Origin of the sequence: Corynebacterium lizhenjunii, assembly GCF_011038655.2 — a bacterium.
GTDB lineage: Bacteria > Actinomycetota > Actinomycetes > Mycobacteriales > Mycobacteriaceae > Corynebacterium > Corynebacterium lizhenjunii.
Genome location: NZ_CP064954.1, coordinates 1,508,575 through 1,531,248 on the forward strand (window position 1 = coordinate 1,508,575; position 22,674 = coordinate 1,531,248).

At 61.0% G+C, this 22,674-nt stretch carries 22 protein-coding genes; 10 read left to right on the forward strand and 12 right to left on the reverse strand.

Features of this window, described 5'->3' with window-relative positions:
* Nucleotides 1-5: 5 nt before the first annotated feature.
* Both G7Y31_RS07120 and G7Y31_RS07125 read left to right on the forward strand, forming a co-directional pair.
* Complete coding sequence (locus G7Y31_RS07120) at nucleotides 6-2,129, forward strand: PTS fructose transporter subunit IIABC (RefSeq protein ID WP_165006576.1); 2,124 nt, start codon at nucleotides 6-8, stop codon at nucleotides 2,127-2,129.
* A 77-nt stretch (nucleotides 2,130-2,206) separates the two neighbouring features.
* Entirely contained in the window at nucleotides 2,207-2,473 is a 267-nt protein-coding gene (locus G7Y31_RS07125; RefSeq protein ID WP_165006579.1) for an HPr family phosphocarrier protein, read from the forward strand.
* 234 nt (nucleotides 2,474-2,707) lie between these two features.
* Here G7Y31_RS07125 and G7Y31_RS07130 read toward each other — a convergent pair whose 3' ends face one another.
* Both G7Y31_RS07130 and hflX read right to left on the reverse strand, forming a co-directional pair.
* On the reverse strand, nucleotides 2,708-3,991 hold the full coding sequence (locus G7Y31_RS07130) for a uracil-xanthine permease family protein (protein ID WP_165006582.1): 1,284 nt from the start codon (nucleotides 3,989-3,991) through the stop codon (nucleotides 2,708-2,710).
* On the reverse strand, nucleotides 3,988-5,562 hold the full coding sequence (hflX, locus tag G7Y31_RS07135; RefSeq protein ID WP_165006585.1) for a GTPase HflX: 1,575 nt from the start codon (nucleotides 5,560-5,562) through the stop codon (nucleotides 3,988-3,990). Before hflX ends, G7Y31_RS07130 begins: the two co-directional genes overlap by 4 nt.
* Before the next feature lie 228 nt (nucleotides 5,563-5,790).
* On the opposite strand from hflX, the gene G7Y31_RS07140 reads away from it, so the two are divergent.
* Both G7Y31_RS07140 and G7Y31_RS07145 read left to right on the forward strand, forming a co-directional pair.
* Entirely contained in the window at nucleotides 5,791-6,597 is an 807-nt protein-coding gene (locus tag G7Y31_RS07140; protein WP_165006588.1) for a hypothetical protein, read from the forward strand.
* 100 nt (nucleotides 6,598-6,697) lie between these two features.
* Entirely contained in the window at nucleotides 6,698-7,231 is a 534-nt protein-coding gene (locus G7Y31_RS07145; RefSeq protein ID WP_165006591.1) for a hypothetical protein, read from the forward strand.
* Between the two features lie 66 nt (nucleotides 7,232-7,297).
* On the opposite strand, the gene dapF is transcribed toward G7Y31_RS07145, so the two are convergent.
* The 3 genes from dapF to G7Y31_RS07160 are packed head-to-tail and all read right to left on the reverse strand — an operon-like array spanning nucleotide 7,298 to nucleotide 9,771.
* A complete protein-coding gene (dapF, locus tag G7Y31_RS07150) occupies nucleotides 7,298-8,179 on the reverse strand; it encodes a diaminopimelate epimerase (RefSeq protein WP_165006594.1) in 882 nt (293 codons plus the stop codon).
* A 10-nt stretch (nucleotides 8,180-8,189) separates the two neighbouring features.
* Complete coding sequence (miaA, locus tag G7Y31_RS07155) at nucleotides 8,190-9,149, reverse strand: tRNA (adenosine(37)-N6)-dimethylallyltransferase MiaA (protein ID WP_196823539.1); 960 nt, start codon at nucleotides 9,147-9,149, stop codon at nucleotides 8,190-8,192.
* Nucleotides 9,136-9,771 carry a hypothetical protein gene (locus G7Y31_RS07160; RefSeq protein WP_165006597.1) on the reverse strand — a complete coding sequence of 212 codons (636 nt, stop codon included), beginning with the start codon at nucleotides 9,769-9,771 and terminating at the stop codon, nucleotides 9,136-9,138. The genes miaA and G7Y31_RS07160 overlap by 14 nt, the downstream gene beginning before the upstream one ends.
* A gap of 177 nt (nucleotides 9,772-9,948) precedes the next feature.
* On the opposite strand from G7Y31_RS07160, the gene G7Y31_RS07165 reads away from it, so the two are divergent.
* Both G7Y31_RS07165 and G7Y31_RS07170 read left to right on the forward strand, forming a co-directional pair.
* Entirely contained in the window at nucleotides 9,949-11,274 is a 1,326-nt protein-coding gene (locus G7Y31_RS07165; protein WP_165006600.1) for a DUF349 domain-containing protein, read from the forward strand.
* A gap of 6 nt (nucleotides 11,275-11,280) precedes the next feature.
* The gene (locus tag G7Y31_RS07170; RefSeq protein WP_165006603.1) at nucleotides 11,281-12,513 is read left to right on the forward strand and encodes a GNAT family acetyltransferase; all 1,233 of its coding nucleotides are present in this window, start codon (nucleotides 11,281-11,283) and stop codon (nucleotides 12,511-12,513) included.
* Nucleotides 12,514-12,643: 130 nt separating this feature from the next.
* On the opposite strand, the gene G7Y31_RS07175 is transcribed toward G7Y31_RS07170, so the two are convergent.
* The 4 genes from G7Y31_RS07175 to miaB form a co-directional block, all read right to left on the reverse strand.
* Nucleotides 12,644-13,204, reverse strand: a complete 561-nt coding sequence (locus G7Y31_RS07175; protein ID WP_196823540.1) for an HNH endonuclease signature motif containing protein — start codon at nucleotides 13,202-13,204, stop codon at nucleotides 12,644-12,646.
* A gap of 100 nt (nucleotides 13,205-13,304) precedes the next feature.
* Nucleotides 13,305-13,790 carry a hypothetical protein gene (locus tag G7Y31_RS07180; protein WP_196823541.1) on the reverse strand — a complete coding sequence of 162 codons (486 nt, stop codon included), beginning with the start codon at nucleotides 13,788-13,790 and terminating at the stop codon, nucleotides 13,305-13,307.
* 342 nt (nucleotides 13,791-14,132) lie between these two features.
* Nucleotides 14,133-14,747 carry an Rv2732c family membrane protein gene (locus G7Y31_RS07185; RefSeq protein ID WP_165006609.1) on the reverse strand — a complete coding sequence of 205 codons (615 nt, stop codon included), beginning with the start codon at nucleotides 14,745-14,747 and terminating at the stop codon, nucleotides 14,133-14,135.
* A gap of 3 nt (nucleotides 14,748-14,750) precedes the next feature.
* The gene (gene miaB / locus G7Y31_RS07190) at nucleotides 14,751-16,247 is read right to left on the reverse strand and encodes a tRNA (N6-isopentenyl adenosine(37)-C2)-methylthiotransferase MiaB (protein ID WP_235923117.1); all 1,497 of its coding nucleotides are present in this window, start codon (nucleotides 16,245-16,247) and stop codon (nucleotides 14,751-14,753) included.
* Between the two features lie 408 nt (nucleotides 16,248-16,655).
* Between miaB and gluA the strand changes: the two genes are divergently transcribed.
* The 4 genes from gluA (at nucleotide 16,656) to G7Y31_RS07210 (ending at nucleotide 20,175) form a co-directional block, all read left to right on the forward strand.
* The gene (gene gluA / locus G7Y31_RS07195) at nucleotides 16,656-17,384 is read left to right on the forward strand and encodes a glutamate ABC transporter ATP-binding protein GluA (RefSeq protein ID WP_165007004.1); all 729 of its coding nucleotides are present in this window, start codon (nucleotides 16,656-16,658) and stop codon (nucleotides 17,382-17,384) included.
* Between the two features lie 127 nt (nucleotides 17,385-17,511).
* Nucleotides 17,512-18,387, forward strand: a complete 876-nt coding sequence (locus G7Y31_RS07200) for a glutamate ABC transporter substrate-binding protein (RefSeq protein WP_165006612.1) — start codon at nucleotides 17,512-17,514, stop codon at nucleotides 18,385-18,387.
* 163 nt (nucleotides 18,388-18,550) lie between these two features.
* Nucleotides 18,551-19,237 (forward strand): glutamate ABC transporter permease GluC, encoded by a 687-nt coding sequence (gene gluC, locus G7Y31_RS07205; RefSeq protein WP_165006615.1) that lies wholly within the window; start codon nucleotides 18,551-18,553, stop codon nucleotides 19,235-19,237.
* Nucleotides 19,237-20,175 carry an amino acid ABC transporter permease gene (locus G7Y31_RS07210; protein ID WP_165006618.1) on the forward strand — a complete coding sequence of 313 codons (939 nt, stop codon included), beginning with the start codon at nucleotides 19,237-19,239 and terminating at the stop codon, nucleotides 20,173-20,175. The genes gluC and G7Y31_RS07210 overlap by 1 nt, the downstream gene beginning before the upstream one ends.
* Here G7Y31_RS07210 and recX read toward each other — a convergent pair.
* The 3 genes from recX to G7Y31_RS07225 form a co-directional block, all read right to left on the reverse strand.
* Nucleotides 20,145-20,798: a recombination regulator RecX gene (recX, locus tag G7Y31_RS07215; protein WP_425321637.1), complete on the reverse strand. Its 654-nt coding sequence runs from the start codon at nucleotides 20,796-20,798 to the stop codon at nucleotides 20,145-20,147. The genes G7Y31_RS07210 and recX overlap by 31 nt on opposite strands.
* A gap of 123 nt (nucleotides 20,799-20,921) precedes the next feature.
* Entirely contained in the window at nucleotides 20,922-22,073 is a 1,152-nt protein-coding gene (gene recA / locus G7Y31_RS07220; RefSeq protein WP_165006624.1) for a recombinase RecA, read from the reverse strand.
* A gap of 379 nt (nucleotides 22,074-22,452) precedes the next feature.
* Complete coding sequence (locus G7Y31_RS07225; RefSeq protein ID WP_165006627.1) at nucleotides 22,453-22,671, reverse strand: DUF3046 domain-containing protein; 219 nt, start codon at nucleotides 22,669-22,671, stop codon at nucleotides 22,453-22,455.
* Between the last annotated feature and the right edge of the window lie 3 nt (nucleotides 22,672-22,674).

Genomic DNA, 22,674 nt, shown 5'->3' on the forward strand with positions numbered 1-22,674 from the left:
TTGACATGGCATCCGAACTCATAACCCGTGAGTTGGTCGCCCTCGACGTGGACTTTGGCTCCAGCGTCGATGAGGTCATCACGCAACTAGCCACCCTGGTCCACGCTGCGGGGCGAGCCACTGACGTTGCCGGCCTGGCCGGCCCCGCCATCGAGCGCGAAACCCAGGCGGGAACCGGTGTCCCCGGCGGCGTCGCCATTCCACACTGCCGCTCCGAGGCCGTGAGTGAGCCCACGCTCGCTTTCGCACGTCTGTCGCGCGGCGTGGATTTTTCCGGCCCGGATGGCGACGCCCAGCTGGTCTTCCTCATCGCCGCCCCTGCAGGTGGGGGCAAAGCGCACCTGAAGATCCTCTCCAAGCTCGCCCGCGCCCTAGTCAAGCAGGATTTCCTGGAGGCCTTACGCAGCGCGCGTAGCGAAGAGGAGCTGGTAGCCCTGGTTCTCGAGGTGGTTAATGCTGAAAAGCCGAAGAAGGCCACCCCGCAACCGGCAGCTGCGGCACGGGAGAAGCAAGCCCCAGCGGAGGGGGTATCGGCAAGCAAGGCAACCCGCATTGTCGCCGTGACGGCCTGCCCCACCGGCATCGCGCACACCTACATGGCCGCCGACGCGCTGACCCAGACCGCCCAAGCCCGCACCGACGTGGAGCTAGTGGTAGAAACCCAGGGTTCGGCCAACAACGAGCCGGTGGCGCAAGCCACCATCGATGCTGCTGATGCCGTCATCTTCGCCACCGATGTCGGAGTGCGCGACCGCGAGCGCTTCGCAGGCAAGCCCGTTATCGAATCCGGGGTCAAGCGCGCCATCAACGAACCCGCGCGCATGCTCGATGAGGCGATCAGCGCCGCCAGCAATCCCCACGCCCACAAGGTTGCCGGTGGGGCCGAGTCTGCCGATGCCCCCGCGGGCGCCACCTCCCCCGCTACCGACGGTTCCGGCCTGGGCTGGGGCAAGCGGATCCAGCAGGCCATCATGACTGGCGTGTCCTACATGGTGCCCTTCGTTGCCGCAGGCGGTCTGCTGCTCGCACTCGGCTTCCTCTTCGGCGGCGCCGACATGGCCAACGGCTGGCAGGCGCTGTCCACGAATTATTCGCTAAGCAACCTCCCTGGCAACACCATTGAGGTTGATGGGACCATCATGGAGTTTGAGCGCTCCGGGCTCATGCTCTACCTGGGCGCGGTGTTTTTCGCCATCGGCCAAGCCGGCATGAACTTCATCGTGGCGGTGCTCTCCGGCTACATCGCGTTTGCGCTAGCTGGCCGGCCGGGCATTGCTCCGGGCTTTATCGGAGGGGCCATCGCCGTGGCTGTCGGAGCTGGATTCATCGGCGGCTTGGTCACGGGTCTGTTGGCCGGTTTTGTGGCCATGTGGATTGGTAGCTGGAAGGTACCTCGCTGGCTGGCGTCCCTGATGCCAGTGGTGGTTATTCCTCTGCTCACCTCGCTAGTAGTGGGCTTGTCTACCTACCTGCTACTGGGCGCACCGCTAGCGGCGATTATGGAAGGCCTGCAGAATTGGCTGTCCTCGCTGTCTGGTTCCTCTGCGGTGCTGTTGGGAATCATCCTTGGGCTGATGATGTGCTTCGACCTGGGAGGCCCCGTCAATAAGGCCGCGTACCTCTTTGCCACCGCAGGGTTGTCCACAGGCGATGAGGCTTCGATGAAGATCATGGCTGCCGTGATGGCCGCCGGCATGGTGCCGCCCATCGCACTGTCCCTGGCCACGCTGTTGCGCAAAAGCTTGTTTACCCCCGCGGAGCAGGAAAACGGCAAGTCTGCCTGGCTGCTGGGCCTGTCCTTCGTCTCTGAAGGCGCCATGCCTTTTGCGGCAGCTGACCCGCTGCGCGTCATCCCCTCCATGATGGCCGGCGGCGCCGTCACCGGCGCAGTGTCCATGGCCCTAGGTGTAGGCTCGCATGCCCCGCACGGCGGTATCTTCGTCTTCTTTGCCATCAATCCGGCATGGGGCTTTGTAGTTTCCATCCTCGCTGGCGTGGCCGTTTCCGCACTGGCAGTGATTGCCCTGAAGCAGTTCTGGCCCAACCAGGTTGCGGAAGCGTCCGCGGCTAAGGCCGCTGCCGCTGAGGCTCCTGCACAGGATGCGCGCGCCGCTCGAAGCGCTGTGTAGCAGCCCCGACGCGGTGTGCCGCGGACAGGTACACTTGAAACTTGGAAAATCTTCGAGTCTTTGAAAGGACTATCACCATGGCATCCAAGACTGTTAAGGTCGGTTCCTCCGTTGGCTTGCACGCCCGCCCCGCATCCATCATTGCTGATGCCGCCGGCGAGTTTGACGAGGACATCATCCTGACCCTGGTGGGTGGCGATGATGACGATGAGACCGACGCTGCCTCCTCCCTGATGATCATGGCGCTCGGCGCCGAGCAGGGCGACGAGGTCACCGTCACCTCCGAAAACGCCGAAGCAGTTGAGAAGATCGCCGCTCTGATCGAGCAGGACCTCGACGCTTAACACCCCCGCTGGCAGCGCAGATCTGCCACTATACAAAACAGCCGCCTGCCCACGCGAACTGTGTGGGCAGGCGGCTGTTGTGCTACCTAGATAATGTGCTGTGGCTTAAGTCGCGCTTCCTGCACGGAGGCCCTGGCTGCGGTTTCGGCGCGGAGAATTCACAGGCTGCAATTCCGGCGGACATCCCGGGGCCGATAAGGGACTCTGGGTCGGCGAAGGATCTCGGGGGTGGCGCTAGTATTGCGCGCCGCGACCCTCCCCGATGGTGTCGTAGAGCCACTTGGCCAACGGATAGACAACGATTACGCCGACAGACCCCCAGGCAATTCCCTCCAGGGCAACACTGCCGATGGACAGGGTAAGGTTGCCAATACCCGCGACAAGGGCAACGGCAGCGCAAGTCAGGTTTACCGGGTTGTTGAAGTTCACTCGGTTATCGATCCAAATGCGCACGCCCAGCATGCCAATGAGCCCGTAGAGGACCATCGTGGCCCCGCCCAGCACCCCGCTGGGAATAGTAAAGATCAAAGCACCAAACTTGGGGATGAAGGCCAGAGCAATGGCAGTAAGCGCCGCCACCCAATAGGCGGCCGTCGAGTAGACCCTTGTTGCGGCCATCACACCGATGTTTTCGGCGTACGTTGTGGTACCCGAACCGCCGAACCCGCCGGCAAGGGAGGTGGCCAGGCCATCGGCAATGAGGGCATCACCCGCTAAATCATCAAGGTCGCGCTTCGTCATCTCCGAGACTGCTTTGACGTGACCCACGTTTTCGGCGATGAGCACCACCAGCACCGGTAAAGCCACCGCGATGGCAGAGATATGGAACTCCGGCGAATGGAATTGCGGCAGGCCAATCCACTTAGCCGCAGCGATGGACTCTGCTGCGCCCTCTCCCAGATTTCCGGTTACCGCAGCAAAGACCCATCCGATGATGACGCCGATAAGGATTCCGAGGCGAGCCACCATACCGCGCCCGCCCACCGTAGCGACGATGATGACGACCAGAGTCACCGTGGCGACTAACGGCTGAGACTGAAAATTCTGCGCCGCGGTAGGCGCCAAATTCAACCCGATTAGGGCCACAATGGCTCCGGTGACCGCAGGCGGCATAACCGCGTCGAGGACACTGCGGCCAGCGGCCTTAACCACAAAACCGATTGCGACTAGCACCAGACCGGTGACCAGGATAGAACCTGCCTGCGCACCAATACCATACTGCTGGGAGGCGCTCAACGGCGCAATAAAGGCAAAGGACGAACCCAGGTAGGACGGCAGGCGATTGCGGGTAATCAGCAGGAACAAGATGGTGCCCACGCCAGAAAAAAGCAACGTGGTGTTTACCGGGAAGCCGGTGAGTGTGGGGACCAACAACGTGGCGCCGAACATGGCCACCACGTGCTGCATACCGATGCCGATGGTGCGGCCCCAACTCAGTCTTTCCTCAGGAGCTACCACGGCACCTGGGGCAATCTTCTTGCCGTCACCGTGGACGGTCCAGCCAATCACATTATTCACAGGGCATTATTATGCTCCATTGCTGCAGGTTCGACAATGAACTGCTCTAGCTCGCGCGCCAAGGCGGCAGGAAGCCTAACGTCTAAAGCTGTACCTTCTACCGTGTATTCCTCGGAGCGCACGGTTGCTTGGGCGTGCACACGAGCAACCACATCGCCGCGGGTAAACGGAACTAGCAGTTGTACGTGTTCATCGCGAGAGTTGAGGAAGAGCTCCACCCGAGCTGTAAGCTCATCGATGCCCTCGCCCGTGTGCGCGGAGACGAACACCACGTTGTCTCGATCCAACACGTGGCGAACCTGCGCCAATACCAGCGGGTCCGCCTGATCGATCTTGTTGATCACGACGATCTCCGGCGGCGCCTGCTGGCCGCTTTCTTGCACTATGTCGTAGATAACCTGGTTGACCGCCTCAATTTGCTTCAGTGGGAACGGATCCGAGCCATCGACAACATGGAGCATCAAGTCAGCACCAAGGACCTCTTCCAACGTGGACTTAAAAGCTTCCACCAGCTGGGTGGGCAAATGGCGCACAAAGCCCACGGTATCAGTGAAGACGACATGGCGGCCATCGGCAAGCTCGGCGCGGCGAGTGGTGGGATCCAGGGTGGCAAACAATGCGTCCTCCACGAGCACTCCCGCGCCAGTCATCGCGTTAATCAACGACGACTTACCGGCATTGGTATAGCCAGCAATTGCGATCTGCGGGATAGCGGAGGCACCACGCTTGGCGCGTTTAACCTCGCGCGCGGTCTTCATTCCCTTGAGCTCTTTACGCAGACGCGCCATCTCCGTGCGGATACGCCGACGGTCCGTCTCAATCTTCGTCTCACCCGGACCACGAAGTCCAACACCGCCATTCGACCCTGCCCGGCCACCGGCCTGACGTGAGAGATTTCCACCCCACCCACGGGTGTGGGTATAGAGGTATTCCAGCTGCGCCAAGGACACCTGAGCCTTGCCCTCTTTGGACTTCGCGTGTTGGGCGAAGATATCCAGGATCAACATCGTACGGTCGATAACCTTGGTGTTCAGGGCGCGCTCCAGGGCTGAGAGCTGACCAGGATTAAGCTCACCGTCGCACACCACGGTATCGGCTCCAGTGGCCTCAACAATCTCCCGCAGCTCCTGAACTTTGCCGGAGCCAATATAAGTGCCCGGGTCAGGCTTGTCGCGCTTTTGATACAGCGCCTCTACCACTTCCGCCCCGGCGGTCTCCGTCAGCGCCGCGAGTTCATCCATAGCGGCCTCTACCTCGGCTGCGGTGCCTTCGGTCCACACGCCAACCAGAATCACCTGCTCCAGCCGCAGCTTGCGGTATTCGACTTCGTAGCCGTCAGTGGTGTCTTCTGCGCGAATAGTAGTTGCGCGGCTAACCCGGCGGAATGAATTGCGCTCCGCCAGGTCCAGCTCGCCGGTGGTAAGCCCGGCCGCTGTTCCTGCGTCATGGGCCGACTCAGTATTGTGAGCCGACTCAGTGTTGTGAGCCGACCCTACTGCAGGACCGCTTCGGAGAGCCTGGGTTTCATAGTCAGTGCTGTCGCTGGCGATGCCGTTTGTGTTGTCTTGCATATGTTCGCCCATCTTTCCACGTTATGGCGCCGCGCGCCAGATCATTACTGCGCTATCTTCCCAGGCCACCGCCACCCCAAGGGGGCGGCCGCGCGCTTCACCGGCCCGACAATTACTCACTATGGTACAAAACACAGCACGACGGGGCGGTGATGTGTGGGAATGAACCAGCCCACGGGCAGTGTTGAGGGTTAGTGGAATAGACCCGCACAGCGATAGGATGGCCCCATGAGCGCAACACAAACCAGCCCGACCCCCACCCCAGAGGCAAGCGCACACCCCGAAATGCGCGCGGTGGGCTTAGGCTTTGACAAGTGGCAGGACGCAGTTGAAGCCGCTATCTCCACCCAATCCCTGTCCGTTACCGGAGAAGTCCGCGGTGGCCAGCTGGTGCAATTCAGTGATCCGAGCGGGGCACAGCTCAACATCCTCGCAGTAGAGCCCTTTGCCACCTTCATCGGCTTTGAGGCCGTGACCCAAAACTTTGGCCACGTGGACATGCTCAACGATGTCTTGGCTTACATCGACGTCATCGACCCCTTTGGTAACTCCCAGGCGCAGATCACCGCCAATCTAGCCCAAGGGCCTCTGCTTGCTGAAGAAGGCACCCAACAATGGCAGCAAATTGAGCTCGCCGCCATGGGTCTTAACGTGGAGTCCTACCCCAATGCTGAGGACTACGAGGCCGCGACTGGCATCTACCCTGCTGCATTTGAATCCGCCGGGGCGGACATCATCAAGTCCAACTCCGCTCAAACCCCCACAGCGGGTGCTACCTTTGCGGCTCGAGTGATGGAATCCGAGTGGCGCCACAACCAACTCACGGGACAGAAGTTCATGCACCTCATCATGGACGGCCTGTTCCCCTTTGACCTATGTCTCGCGGCCGACTTTTCCGGTGGTCAACTCCCCGCCAAGGACACCATCCTCGCCGGGCAGGCGCTACTCGTAGCCTCCATCGCCGCACCCGCCGGCGGGTGCGGCAGCGGCTCCGGCGGCTGCGGATGTGGCTCCGGGGGCTGCGGTAACCACTAAACTCCCCCTGGCCCACATAGCCAGATTTTGCAAAGTGGATACCGTTAGCGCCACGGGGTAAGGTAACCTTTAGTAATTTTTGCGGAAGGAGGACCCCACGTTGAGCCCATTTTATGACGGGTCCTCTCGCCGCACCGTCCTTGCCTTTGCCCTTACCCTAGTTGCCTGCGTGAGCTTGATCGTCTTGCTCAAGCTCCCAGGCCTTATCATCTCTATGGTGATCGCCATCGCCGCCTGGCTCATGGTCTCCGCCCAACCCCAATCACGGGAGCACGCGGCTCTGCGCACCTCCATCGAGCTTTCAGCCGAAGACCTCCGCGACATCATGGCACAGTTCCAGGACTTTGAGACCTCGACGGACATCGACGCCATCGCGGATCGCACCCTCCACCGCCCCGCCCTGCTAGATCTAGAGACTACCGACCCAGACATCGAGGCCTTCCACTTTCAATACGCCTCCGCCCACCGCTTTCTACGCAGGCTCCCCACCCGCATGAGCAACCCCGTGCTTAATACTCACCAACTGGAACAACTGCTTGCCGTGACCGACCAGCGTGCCGCTGAGCTCCAGGAATCCTGGCTCGCCGCGCGTCGGGCGGCTTTCCGCCTGGGCCCGGGCTATCGCAACGAATAGGCTCCGGAGCAAACAAGCTCCGGAGAGACAGGGCCCGAAGGCGATAGGGCCCCGAAGCGACAGGCCCTAGAGCAGCACACCAGTGGCAATTATGCGCGACGGCCCACTCAACCGCGTGCCTCCCTCATAGACATCAACCTCCACCGTGCCACCAGGAACATGCACGGTCACGGTGCCCATGGGGGAAGCGGCAAGCTCGGGGTGGGACGCGGCGGCATCGGCAAGCGCGGCAGTAGCGGCCGCGACAGTCCCGGTACCGCACGAGCGAGTCTCGCCCACCCCACGCTCATAAACCCGCATGTGGACCTGGCCATCAACCAACGGCGTGACCACCTCCACGTTGACTCCCTGGGGAAAGAACTGCTTATCCCACTCCGGGGCACACAGCTGCCATTCCTGCAGCGCCTGCGCGTCGAGCCCCGGAATCACCGCTGCCAAATGTGGATTACCCACATCCACCCCCAGGCCGGCAAAGGTGCGCTGGCCCATGGTGGCACTCGAGACCCCCAGCACCTCAGCCGGGCCCATCTCCACCGTGACCTGGGCTTGACGCTCATCAGCTTCGCTAACCACTACGCGTTTGGCCCCAGCACGGGTACCCACCACAAACTCCGGGGCGTCCACCAGGCCGCGGGAATAGACCCAGTGGGCAAAGACACGGGTACCATTACCGCACATCTCCGCCACGGAGCCATCAGCGTTGCGGTAATCCATAAACCAATCGCCCGGGTCAATGCCCTCCGCCAGCTCAGCCAACTCGCCGGCCTCCACCAGGGCACCTGCGCGCACCACCCGTAACAAGCCGTCCCCGCCAATGCCAGCCCGGCGGTCGCACACGGCAGCTACCTCCTGCGGGGTCCACGGCCGGGCGGCATCAAAGTCTTGCACGATCACAAAGTCATTCTCCGTGCCGTGACCTTTAGCAAATTCACACTGAGGCAAAGTCATGCCGCACAGTCTACTGCGCTGCCTGTTTGAGCACCGCCTGCGCTTGGGCGAAGGTATCTGCGCTGGCATCTAGCCAGTCAATGCGTGGATCCCGGTTGAACCACGACCGCTGGCGGCGCACATAACGCCGTGTAGCAAACACCGTGCGCTCTTGGACCTGCGCCCAACTCAACGCGCCGCGCTCGGCTTGAAAGACCTGCGCATATCCAATCGCGCGCCCTGCGGTCGAATCCTCCACCAAGCCCTGCTGGCGCAACTGCTGGACCTCTTCGACCAAACCCTGCTCAAACATGGCATGGGTGCGCTGCTCAATGCGCGGATTCAACCACTCTGGTGTGGTGCGCAAGCCCAGAATATGGGCATTCCAGCGTGGACGAGCATTTTTTGGAGGCTGACTGGCCTGGAAGGGGCGCCCAGTCAGCTCAATGACCTCCAGGGCGCGCACCGTGCGACGCGGATCCTTATCCTCAATAATGGCCGCCGCCGCCGGATCAACGGCCGCCAATTCCGCATGCAGGGCATCTATGCCAATGTCTAGTCGCCGCTGCTCCCAGCGCGCACGCACCTGCGGGTCGGTGGGCGGAAACTGCCAATCGTCCACTAGCGCCTGCACATACAACATGGACCCGCCCACCAAAATCGGGCGCTTGCCGCGGGCAAGGATTTCTTCCACATCCGCCACGGCGTCACGCTGATAGCGCGCCACCGAAGCGGTCTGCGTCACTTCCCACACATCCAGCTGGTGGTGTGCAATACCCTCCCGCTGCTCCAGGGGCAGCTTGGCCGTGCCAATGTCCATGCCCCGGTACAGCTGCATAGAATCCACATTGACCACCTCCCCATCCCAGGCATGCGCAAGCGCCAGGCTCAAGGCAGACTTTCCCGATGCCGTCGGTCCCACAATGGCAATCGGCCGCAGGGGTTCCGGGATCACTAGTTCCGCTCCAGCGACGCCATTAGTTGCAGACATCCGCACCTTCTTTCAGAGCAGGCAGCTGCCAGCTCGCAACGTAGCGGCCCACCCCCAGCGAGCTATCCGCAGCCAGCAACTGCGTGCTCACCGGGTGCAGCCGCGCCAAGTCCTCCCACAAGTGAGGCTCTTCCACTCCAGCGGCGTGCAGACGCGCCGGATCACAGGCCGCAACAGCGGCAGGGCCTTGGCTCAACAAGTCCTGACACCAGTTGTGGGCCCACTGCCCATGTTCACGCAGCGCTAGGGGCGCCCGTTGCGTCAACCCCGCACTACCGTCAATCACCACCACAGTGGTACGCACAATGGAACCTAAGCTCCCACGAACCTGGCGGACATTGCGAAGGTGGTCCACGGAGGAATCGGCAAGCACATAGCGTGCCACCAGCTCACCAGCATGGTTACCGGCCCCAACAGTAACCGATGGTGCGCCCCACGCCCGGAAGGAGCCAGTATGGCCGGTGTGCCAGCGGCTGTCCAGGCTGCAGACAACGTCTATGGGTTCGGCATCCGCAGGGGCAATAGAAGCGCACGCGTGGCGCAGAGTGCGGGCCGCGCTATCGGCCGGAGCCAGTTCGCGCACCAGCGCCAAGCTTCCGGGAATGATGATGAGGTTTGGCATGGTCCCTTCATCCTAGGCAAAAACTTCCAGCTACCGTGAACCAAACCCTGACAAAATGGCCCGCCGGGCGGTAAGGTTAGAGCCGTCGAATTTTGGCAGCCCATCACGCTACGCCGGATAACCCGGGCGCGCGGGAGCGGGCACGCAAGAGATGTACTAAGGATGGAGGCCCACCCGATGACCGCAACCTCACCCGCACAGATGCCCAAGCCTGGCCCTCGTCCGGGTCCTCGGCCTGGTACGGCGGCGAAGCCCAGCACTTCACAGGCTGTTTCTCAGGCGGCACAGCACCCGGAGAAGTTCGGCCGTGTGGGCGCGGACGGCACCGTCTACCGCTTCACCCCAAACGGTGAGCTGATTATCGGCCAATGGCAGGCTGGCACCCCAGAGGAGGGCTTGGCGCACTACGCACAGCGGTTCGCAGACTTAGCCACCGAGGTTGAACTGCTGGAAACGCGCCTGCAGTCCCACCCTGAAGACGCAGAAGCTATCAACGCCTCCGCCCACACCCTCCGGGAGTCCCTGCCGGAGGCGGCAGTTATTGGCGATGTAGCGGCGCTCGATTCCCGCCTAAGTACCGTGATTGATAACTCGGCCGCAGCTGGTGAGAAGGCTGCCCAGGACAAGCAGCGCCGCCGCGCGGAGGCCATCGCACGCAAGGAGGCCCTTGCTGCTGAGGCCGAGGAACTGGCGTCGAACTCCACTGAGTGGAAGGAAGCCGGGGACCGCATCCGGGACATCCTGGAGGAGTGGAAGCTGATCCGCGGCATCGACCGCAAGACCGACGATGGCCTGTGGAAGCGCTACTCCCGGGCCCGCGACAGCTTCAACCGCCGCCGCGGCTCCCACTTTGCGGACCTGGACCGCGCCCGGGCGGCGGCTCGCAAGAAGAAGGAAGAGCTAGTGGAGCGTGCAGAGGCCCTCAAGGATTCCACGGACTGGAATGAGACGGCCCGCGCCTTCCGTGACTTGATGGGCGAGTGGAAAGCCGCCGGTCGCGCCCCGCGGGAGATAGACGATAAGCTATGGGCCGCCTTCCGGGGCGCGCAAGACTACTTCTTCAACAACCGCAACGCTGTCAACGTTGAGCGCGATAAGGAATTTGCCGCCAACGCTGCCGCCAAAGACGCGCTACTAGACGAATATGGCCCGCAGATTGACCCAGAGTCTTCCCTGCCGCGCGCCAAAGCCAAGTTGCTGGAGCTACAGGAAAAGTGGGAAGAAATTGGGTTTGTCCCCCGCAACCAAGTCCGCGAGTACGAAGACAAGATTGCTGCCTTGGAGCGCCGTGTGAGCGATGCTGAGGAAGCCCAGTGGCGCCGCAGTGACCCGGAGGCGCAAGCCCGCGTAGCCCAGTTCCAGGCGAAGGCAGATGGATTCCACGCCCAGGCTGAAGAGGCCGCTGCTGCTGGCAAGGATGCGAAGGCGGAGCTGTTGCGCCAGCAGGCCGCCCAGTGGCAGGAGTGGGCAGACGCCGCGCAGGGTGCGGTTGATAACGCTTAAGTGCCTGTGAGTTCTGCCCCGTTCTACCTGGCGCGGGTGGCCACTCCTCCTGCAGGGTTGCGTACCGCTGAGGTTATGCCCGGTGATGCCGTGCTGGCTTTTACGCTGTGCGCTAACGTGGCGGCCCAGGACGCCACGGGGGATCCGGCCTCTTCGGTTTCTGCTGCCCACGTGCTCACCCGGCTCAAGGGCTCCCCTGAGTCACGGGCGTTGCTCTTTGCGGTTTCTGCAGCGTCCTTTGGACCTCAGCTTGCCGATGCCGCCGGCTACCCCCTCCTGCCCTCCTACTACCTTACTGCCGAGGATTCCGGCGCCGTAGCGCCCCCTGATTATTGCGGGTTTATTCATCTGACTGTGCCGCTACTGGAAGAGCGTGATGCCATCGAGGTCGAATGCGTCTTAGGCTTGGGCTACCAACCATTGCCGGGACAATCCTTTACGCCCGACGAGCAGGCGGTGGCGGAGTGGATGGTTGATACCGCCCTTGACTTGGCGCGCAAGCTCGGCCGTCAGAGGGTGCAGGTGGGGCTGCTGCATGCACCGGGCGTCGAGCTAAATGCCGATCCCTTTGCGCAGCTTTACCGTAGTCGCGGCTTTCAGCTTAAGCACCGCGAAGAGCACATGGTTATGCCCATGCCTACTCCGCCGCCAGCTGCGCTGCTCAGTCCGCGCTATCGCGTGGAGGTCTGGCGGGACTATGCCGGTTTGGTGGGGCGAGATTCGGATTCCCCATTGCTTGATCAGGTCCTCTGCCTGCTCGAAGTCGCCAGCGCGGATGCGGATAATGGTCAGCTGACCGTGGAGATTCCCCGGTGGACTCGCGAACGCTTGGACCGCGCCCGCCGGCAACTTGCCGACCGCCGCGCGCATACTATTCTGGCCGCCATCATTGACCACCACCCTAAAAGTACCCCAGGTGGCAGCGAGCGCGTTGCCTCCCTGGCCGAGCTGTCCTTCCAGGCCGATGGTGATCCGGAAGTCGCGGAGTGGACCTTGACCGTCACAGCTCGTGACTATCGCCGCAGGGGTCTGGCGTGGGCCGCCCAGCTGGCAGCGCTCAACCAGGCCGCCGATTTTCAGGCGCGACTGCGCCGAATCTACACCACGCTCTCCCCCGCCGATACCGCCATGACGACCCTAGCCCAGCGTCTGGGTGCCCACACCCTATGCACCGCAACCGCGTGGGAGACAACTTTGCCACCAGCCCCCGAAGACACCGAGCTTACCCAGCACCTCTAGCCCCTCCTGCGCGCCTTGTTTGTTGAGGTCGCGCCGTTGGGGCTGTGTGCTTTCCGATGCCGCCAGCTTCCCACCTTCAGCATTCCTGTCATCTGGCAAGAGGTCGCTTATCTTCCGGTTGGTCAGCTGGCTAGCGGTTAGCTTTCCGGTGGTGGTGTTGCCTGGCGGTGGGCTTCCGGTGGTGGTGGGCTTGCGGTGGGGAGTTGGTGGGTGTGGCTGATGGTGGTGCGGGCACCGGCCGGGTTTGTATCGGTGGGCCGCCACCGGGTGCTTGCCACCCAACCCCGGTACCCATGCGTACCATCCGGCCTCGGGTTATTGGGATGCCGTCTGGTGGGTGGTCTTCGTTGGCACCGTTATGGTGCGGACACAGTGGGGTGAGGTTTGACATGTTGGTCTGGCCACCCTGGTTCCAGGGGTGGATGTGGTGGATTTGGCACTTATCAAACGGCAAGTGACAGCCTATCCAGGAGCATTCTGCTCCTTCGGCGAGTAGCAATAGGCGTTGCTTAGAGTTAGCGCTACGCGAATAACGGTACAAATCCAGAGGGCCATGCTCACGCGATAGCGCTGCGATAAACCCATAGTCCAGACACAACCGTTCCAGGAGGTCTTTACCGGTGAGGATGGCGCCGTTGGAGGCACGGACGCGAATATCGGCATCGGTGGGATACCGGCCGGGGTTGTGCATCCGGTCGACGAACTCACAAATCTGATCCAGGTAGATGGGGATGATTGGGATGTAGCGTTGTTTGCCAGCACCCCCGCCCCTAAAGGCTGCAAGAAGCTTTCTACTTGGTCTTGAGGGTCAACCACAGCGTGGACATCCATAATGTCGACAGATTTGTGCCCGTGGCTTTGAGCGTGGCTAGCCCATTAGCGTGATGGGTGAGGCTTACGCCTTCTTTAACTTCACGCGGCTTGGCTAGTTTCTTTAGCTGCTCGCGGGCAACGGCCTCGATTTGTGCGGCAGGCGTCTTGCAGAGTTTGACGCGTAGTTTCCATTTGGCGAGTTTGTCGGCAACTCGCTTGGTTTTGGACTCGATGAAGTCTAAGGCTTCAGCAGAATGTCCTTGGCTGCGGGCAGCGGTTAGGGCTTTGTATTGCAGGCCAGTGTAGGTGGTGGGTCCGTAGTAGGTGTTGTACAGCGTGACGTACTTGCGTGCGACAAACGGGCACAGCCCGTTTGCCGTGAGGTCTTCGACGCTGTGGCCGGCGAAACCAGCTAGTGCGTCGATGACGGGGCCTTGGCCCGCAAGTAGTGTCTCGAAGTTCATGCCACCGAGAATAAACACTCTCGCGGGATGTTCGCAAGGGTTATCGGAAAATTGTCCGCTCGAGTGTGCAATGAGGGTAAACTTTGGGAGGATTTACCGATGGTAATGGGGCACCCACACGGGGGGTGACGCAACCCAGATTGGGGTAGGCCGATCGCGGCGCACATGCGGGTTGGTGGTCGGGGTGTCGGCGCCCGGGTCGCGGATGCGGGTCACGCGTAGGCGGCAGCCGGTAGCGAGGGCAGTCGGGGTGTCGGCGGCAGGAGGTGGGACGCGCCTGCTACGAGCGCCAAGCGGTGGGACGAGGCGGGTCGGGGCAGCGAGGCGGAGGGACTCGGAAGGCTAGGAGTCAGCGTTGCGGGCACGCTGGTGGCGATGGGCGGCTTGGGCACGGCGGTCATCGGCAAGCTGCGGGGCGGCCTCAGCATGGCGGGCAGCCTCCTGGACTTGACCAACCAGGTCCAGCTCGCGGGCCAGCTCACGCACGCGGCGCTCGGCGGCCTGCTGTTCCGGGGACTTGCGCATAATAAGGAGGGCGTAGGCCACCATGGCGCAGGCATTTGCCAACACAGTGACCAAGAAGCCGAGGCCAGCGCCGCCCGTGCGGGAGGAAGCCCAAAAGGCCCACAGCGCCAAGAAGAAGCCCAACGTCACGCACATCCATGCGATTTGGGCCAGGACAGTACGGCGAGTAAGCAGCACACTCACTGTCGCCACCGCACCAATGGCAGAAAAAAGGTAGAAGACGTACTCCATGAGCGTCATCTGCGAGAAAGAACCCAGCATGGCCCATCCGCGCACACCGGCGCTGACCACCAGCGGCAGACTCAGAGCGAAACCAACAACGGAGAGAATCAGGGGCAAGCCCTGGGCGCCCAGGGTAACGCTGCGGGCAGCCTTCTTTTCAGCAATGCGGGCCTGGGCAAGGCTATCGGCGGTGGAATCGTGGGTAGTCATGACCTAGCACCCACAAGCATTGTTGGCGGCCGCCGGCGACGGGGCGGGTTTACCCATGGACGGAAGTCCCAGACCCACACCAATAGGAGCGGTGGTGGGAGTTTGTCCCAGGGCAGACATGTCCCCCGCTTTGGTCTTGCGGTGCGAGCTCAAGCCGCTGTCGGCAACCAGGAAGAAAGAGCCAGCATCAGTGACGGTAGCGGTGACCACATCGCCAGGGCGGATGGCGGTAGACAGGTCATCACCGGCGGCATCGGCAGGCTTAAAATGCACCAAACGGCCATCGCGGGCCCGGCCGGTCAAGCGGTGAGTCTCCCCATTTTTGCGCCCACCACCAGCCTGGACCAACAGCTCCACCTGCGTACCCACCAGCTTGGCGTTTTCTTCCGCAGCAATGCGGTCCTGCAAAGCCACCAGGCGCTCGAAGCGCTCCTGGACCACATGCTTGGGCACCTGCAGTTCCATCTCCGCTGCCGGAGTACCCGGGCGAGGAGAGTACTGGAAGGTATAAGCAGCACTAAACCGCGCCCGCTCGACCACATCCAAAGTGGCCTGAAAGTCCTCTTCGGTTTCACCAGGAAAGCCCACAATAATATCCGTGGTAATCGCGGCATGCGGAAGCTTTTCGCGAACCTCATCGACAATAGCGAGGAACTTCTTCGAACGATAAGAACGGCGCATTTCTTTGAGAATCCGGTCCGAACCGGACTGCAGCGGCATATGCAGCTGGGGGCACACCGCAGGAGTCTGCGCCATGGCGTCGATCACATCAGAGGTAAACTCCGCCGGGTGTGGGGAAGTAAAGCGCAAGCGCTCCAAGCCCTCGATTGCGCCGACTTCGCGCAGCAGCTTGGAAAACGCAAACTTATCGCGCGGCAAGTCAGGATCCGCGAAGTTTACGCCATAAGCGTTAACATTTTGCCCCAGCAGAGTCACCTCCGTAACACCCTGATCCACAAGTGCCTGGACCTCCGCCAGAATATCGCCCGGGCGGCGATCCTCTTCCTTTCCACGCAAAGAAGGGACAATACAAAACGTGCAGGTGTTATTGCACCCCACGGAGATAGACACCCAACCCGCATAAGCGGACTCTCGCTTCGCAGGCAATACCGAAGGGAAGGCCTCCAGGGAATCCACAATTTCAATCTGGGCTTCGTCATTGTGACGAGCACGCTCCAGCAGCGTGGGCAGCGCCGCCATGTTGTGGGTACCAAAGACAGCGTCTACCCACGGCGCGTTGTCCAGCACCGTGTCCTTGTCCTTTTGGGCCAGACAACCACCCACGGCAATTTGCATGCCCGGGTGATTCTCCTTGATCTTCTTCAGCGAACCCAACGTGCCATAGAGGCGTTTGTCAGCATTTTCGCGCACTGCACAAGTGTTGAACACCACCAGATCCGGCTCTTGATCCTCCCTGGCGGCTACATATCCGGCGTCTTCAAGCAAGCCAGAAATCCGCTCAGAGTCGTGGACATTCATCTGACAGCCAAAGGTGCGCACCTCATAAGTGCGGGTATGGGTGGCACCGGCAGACTGGAAAGCCTGGGGGGAGGCGGCATCGGCAGGTTGGGAAACCTGGGCTGATTGGGTGGGCCGGGTAGCTTGAGCGGACTGGGACGACTGGGCGGACTGGGAGTCCAGGGATTCCTGGGCGGACGAAGGGCTATTGACAAGATTCTGCGCGCTCACAGGCGAACATTGTATTCCCCTCCCGGGGCAGGACCTAACCGAACGCTTCCACGTCACAGCCCCCTCCACAGGGGTACCCGCAACGCCGTCTACCACGACAAATAGAACCGTTATCAATCCGTTATCTATAGGATAAGGCATTTTGACTGACAGCACTCTAAGATTCCCCTATGCCCCAAGACACATATGGAAGGATGTGGTGAGGTGACCGATACCCCCATGATTCACATTGCCGGGGTACAGAAGTACTTTGACGGCTACCACGCCCTGCGCGATATCAACCTTGACATCGCGCGCGGCGAGGTCGTGGTAGTCCTCGGCCCTTCTGGATCCGGTAAATCCACGCTGTGCCGCACCATCAACAGATTAGAAACCATCGAGGAAGGCACCATCGCCATCAACGGCACTCCCCTGCCCGAAGAAGGCAAAGAATTGGCAGCACTGCGCTCCGACGTGGGCATGGTGTTCCAACAGTTCAACCTGTTCCCGCATCTAACGATCAAAGACAACGTCACCCTCGGACCCAAGAAGGTGCGCAAGATGCCCAGCGCCGAAGCCGACGCCTTGGCGCTGCAGTTGCTGGAGCGCGTTGGCATAGCCAACCAAGCCGACAAGTACCCGGCGCAGCTCTCGGGCGGCCAGCAACAGCGCGTGGCTATTGCGCGAGCCCTCGCCATGAAGCCCAAGGTGATGCTCTTCGACGAACCCACCTCCGCGTTGGACCCCGAGATGGTCAATGAAGTCCTCGACGTCATGACCGACCTTGCCCAAGAGGGCATGACCATGGTGGTGGTCACCCATGAGATGGGCTTTGCCCGCAAAGCCGCAGACCGCATCTTGTTCATGGCCGATGGCCAGGTGGTCGAAGACACCGACCCGGAGTCCTTCTTTGACAATCCGCAGTCCGAACGGGCCAAGGACTTCCTGGCTAAAATCCTGGTCCACTAGGAATAGTCCACTGTCAGTAATCCACTATCAGTAGTCCACGTGGACGATTCCGCCAAGACCACTCAACCGAGGCCGGACCCGGTCAATCTATCCCCCCACTCGTACTTTTTCTTCAAGGAGAAACCCCATGTCTACCTTTACCCGCTTTGCTCTTCCCGCCGCTGTTGCCCTGTCGGCTACCCTGCTCACCGCCTGCGGTGACTCCTCTGATTCTGCTGCCGGCGATGGACTGCTGGCCCACATCGAGGCAGGCCAGGTCACCTTGGGCACCAAGTTTGACCAGCCCGGTCTCGGTCTGCGCGAGGGCGACGGCTCCATGAGCGGCCTGGATGTGGACATCGCCACCTACGTGGTCAACCACATCGCTGATGCCAACGGCTGGGAGAAGCCGGAAATTGAATGGCGCGAGACTCCGTCCGCGCAGCGCGAAACCCTCATCGAAAACGGTGAAGTAGACCTCATCGCCGCCACCTACTCCATCAATGCTTCCCGCGCGGAGTCCGTCAACTTCGGCGGCCCCTACCTGCTCACCCACCAGGCCCTGCTGGTGCAAAACGCCAACAACGACATCAGGGGTTTGGAAGGCCTGGACGGTAAGATTCTGTGCTCGGTCACCGGTTCTACCCCAGCGCAGAAGGTCAAGGAGGCCCTTCCCACCGTGCAGCTGCAGGAATACGACACCTATTCGTCCTGCGTTGAGGCCTTGAGCCAGGGCAATGTCGATGCCCTGACTACCGATGCCACCATCCTCAACGGCTACGCCGCACAAAACAAGGGCAAGTTCAAGGTCGTTGAGCTGGAGAAGGACGGCAAGCCGTTTACTGATGAGTACTACGGCGTAGGCGTAAAGAAGGACGACGCCGCAGCTACCGACGCCATCAATGCTGCCCTGAAGGAGCTGCACTCTTCGGGTGAGTTCGACAAGCTGGTCTCTGCCAACCTTGGCGCCGGCGAGGCAATCGACCCGGGCACCCCGGGTGATCTGTCCTTCCTGAACTCCTAGATCCGGGCACTTCCGGGAAAGTCCGGCACCATCCGGACAGCCAGGCTGGCCCGGATAGCCTGAGTACTTCGCAACGCCGGTCTAGGGAGGCGCACCGCCACCGTCATTACGGCGGGCGCCTCCCTTCAGCGTGCGCACCATCCCCATACTCCAAGGAGAATCCATGAGCTCCATGTGGACTCAATTAGGCCCCCAGCTGTGGCCAGCATTCTGGATCACCATCCAGCTGACTTTTTGGTCCGCGCTTGGTGCAATGATCCTCGGCACCATCCTTACAGCCATGCGTGTGTCCCCCGTTGGAATTTTGCGCACGCTGTCCACCATCTACATCACCATCGTGCGCAACACGCCACTGACGCTGATCATTTTGTTCTGTTCCTTTGGTCTCTACCAGAACCTGGGCCTCACGTTGGCCAGCCGCGAGTCCTCCACCTTCTTGGTGGACAACAACTTCCGCCTGGCCATTGTGGGCTTTGTCATCTACACCAGCGCTTTTGTAGCCGAGTCGCTGCGCTCGGGCATCAACACAGTGGACTTCGGCCAAGCAGAAGCCGCCCGCTCCCTCGGGTTGAGCTTCAGCCAGACGTTTAGCACGATCATCTTCCCGCAGGCGGTACGCGCGGCCATAGTCCCGCTGGGCAACACACTGATCGCGCTAACCAAGAACACCACAATCGCCTCCGCCATTGGCGTGGCCGAAGCCTCCTTGCTGATGAAGTCGACGATTGAAATGCACGCCTCACAGCTGTTCGTCATCTTCTTCATCTTCGCTGTCGGCTTCATCGTACTGACCTTGCCGATGGGCCTCGGCCTGGGCAAACTTGCTGAGAACATGGCGGTGAAGAAGTAATGTCTACCCGCGCAACAGTTCTTTACGATGCCCCCGGCCCGAAAGCTCGGCGCAATAACCGCATCTTTACCGCACTCACCCTGGTGCTAGCGTTGGCTGCCGCCGCATGGGTGCTAGCTAAACTCAACTCCCGCGGCCAGCTGGCGGCAGATCTGTGGACTCCATTCCTTAACTCCCAGACGTGGACCACGTACCTGCTCCCGGGTCTCAAAGGCACGCTGCTATCCGCCTTCGCATCAATCCTGTTGGCCCTGGTCTTTGGTGTCATTTTTGGTCTGGGACGTCTCAGTGAGTCCCGGATCATCCGCGGCTTCTGTGGAGTGGTGGTGGAGTTCTTCCGCGCCATCCCTGTGCTCTTGCTGATGATCTTTGCTTACCAGTTTTTTGCCGTCTACAACCTGGTGCCGTCGAAGAAACTAGCGTTTAGCGCCGTTGTTTTTGCACTGACGCTCTACAACGGTTCCGTAATTGCGGAAATTCTCCGCTCTGGTATCAAGTCACTGCCCAAAGGTCAGACGGAGGCAGCGCGCGCATTGGGACTGTCGCACCGGCAGACCATGTTTACAGTGCTTCTACCGCAGGCAGTTGCCGCAATGTTGCCAGCGTTGATTTCGCAGATGGTCATCGCTTTGAAGGACTCCGCTCTGGGCTACCAGATTGGCTACGTGGAAGTGGTTCGCTCCGGTATCCAGTCGGCGTCTTATAACAAGAACTACCTGGCTTCCTTAGTTGTGGTGGCCATCATTATGATCCTCATCAACTGGGCGCTTACCACCTTGGCGCAGCGTATCGAACGCCAACTTCGGGCCGGCCGTGCGCGCCGTAATATCGTCGCAGCAGTTCCCCACCACCCGGACCAGGGCCTTGAGACTAAGGACCAGGTCAATGCGGACTGGCACGCCCCCGGCTACAAGGAAATCCGCAACCCCGCCGAGTAGTCCTCGCCTAACTCCGCTAGGCGCTCGTCCAAGGCCTCCTTGGAAATGCGCAGCGAAGCGCCAAGCGGGAAACCCCGGCGCTGGAGCACCCCGACTATCCTGCGCAGGGCCTTATCCCGTTCGGCCCTGTCCGCAGGCGGCTCTTTAATACTGCGGGCCTTCTTACGCGCCAGTGACCACATGATTGATTCTTCAGAGTCCTCAGTCACCTGCTCCAGTGCGGCGGCGCGATCCGCAGCTGAGACGCCCTTTTCTTGCAACTCACGGTCAAGTGCGGCGGCGGACTTTCCGCGCATGTGATGGCGCTGGCGCACCCACTCGTGTGCGAAGAAGGCGTCGTCCATCAGCCCCACTCGGGCGAGGTCTTCTAGGACCTCATCCACCAATTCAGGGTCACACTCCGCGTCTATGAGTCTCTGGCGAAGCTCATGGCGCGACCGTGCCCGCTGGTCGAGTAAGCGCAGCGCTCGTGCCCGCACCGGCGCCTTGGCTTCTTCGGCGGTGGGATCAAACAGTGCGCCGCGGCCCTCACCGGCCTCAAACTCCTCCAGCGCACGACGTAATTGGGCAATCTTATCTGGGGCCGGTTCCGCCACAGCACTTCCCTTCTCTTCCCAAGCCACTATCCCCATCAAAGCCCAGAACACTTCCTGGACTCCGAGTGGAGCGCCTAGGCCAGCACCACCTGAGCCAACGCCTCGGGCGCCATCTCAAGCGCAGTCTGAGCTGCTACCTTGGCCATCGGATTAGTCATCATCAAAGTCGACCGTGGGGACAAACTCCACGGACTCATCGCTCAAGGGATCATCGCCCTTGCCATCCGTGGAGGCCTGCCCATCAGCGCCCTCCGCATCCTCTTCTACAGCGGCATCAGGCCCCACACCGGCCTTGGCCAGGATCTTCTTTTCGATCTCGTCTGCCAGCTCCGTGTTTTCCTTGAGGAACCTGCGCACCTTATCCTTGCCCTGTCCCAGCTGCTCACCTTCATAGGTAAACCAAGAGCCAGCCTTTTTGACCACCCCAAAATCCACGCCCAGATCCACCAGGGTGGATTCCCGGGAGATGCCCTCGCCGTAGTAAATGTCGAACTCCACGGTCTTGAACGGCGGCGATACCTTGTTCTTTACCACCTTGAGTTTGGTGCGGGCACCGATGGCGTCCTGACCATCCTTCAGAGTCAGCACCCTGCGAATATCGCAGCGAACGGAGGCATAGAACTTCAGCGCCTTACCACCGGTGGTGGTCTCCGGGGAGCCGAACATCACACCGATCTTCTCGCGTAGCTGATTAATAAAAATGGCGGTCGTCCCGGAGTTGTACAGCGCACCGGTCATCTTGCGCAGGGCCTGGGACATCAGTCGCGCTTGCAGACCAACGTGGCTATCACCCATGTCACCTTCGATTTCCGCCTTGGGCGTGAGCGCAGCGACGGAGTCGATGACAATAATGTCAATCGCGCCAGAGCGCACCAGCATATCGGCAATCTCCAGTGCTTGCTCACCGGTATCCGGCTGGGAAACTAGGAGGTTATCGGTATCCACACCCAAAGCCCGGGCGTACTCCGGGTCCAGCGCGTGCTCAGCGTCAATGAACGCGGCAATTCCGCCGCCTTTTTGCGCCGAGGCAATGGCATGCAGAGCCACCGTGGTCTTACCGGAAGACTCCGGACCGTAGATTTCTACAATTCGCCCACGCGGGAACCCGCCGATACCCAGGGCAATATCAATGGCGGTGTTACCGGAGGAAATGGCACTAATAGGAGGGCGTTTATCATCGCCCAAGCGCATGATAGCGCCCTTACCAAAATCCTTCTCGATCTTTTCCATCGCGGCACTCAGGGCCTTTTTGCGGTCAGCTCCCGTTGCAACCGTTACGGCCTTCTTGCTTTTTGCAGCCATTTTTCCAGTTCCTTAACGTCGTTTTCTTGATTGTGTGGTTTTGTTTATGTGGATGTAATTATGGACAGCGAGCCCAGGCAGGCCCCATACCTTCTTAGACTGCAGTTAGACCTCAAAGGATCCACGCACCGCAGACTTTTTAGGGATTTCCCGCTACGGGTACCAGTACGGGCTCTACACTACAGCCAGGCATGGACACCCCACCCATACTAGACGGTCACCTGTTCGATTTCCAAGCGCAGGCGCGCGTGTTGAAAGCCAAAGCACCAACCCAGTCGAACAAGGGCACAGCCTCCTGCAGTGCAACCTGCCCGGAGCAAGACAACCTAACGCCGGGCGGCATCGTCAAGCACCCAAGCCCTGCCCGGAGCAAGACAGCCTAACGCCGCGCGGCATCATCAACGCCCAGGCGCCGCTCAGCAGGAACCTCAAAGTCGTCACAGAGCGCCTCCCAGACCGCCCGCGGGTCCACACCGCGCTCAATGAGCTCATCAGCCGTACCACCCATTTCAGCCAGCACGTGCGAGTGTGCAATCCACTTGCCTTCGTGCTCCCCAAATTCATCAACCATCAGCTGGTGAAACTCCGTCAAACGCATGGC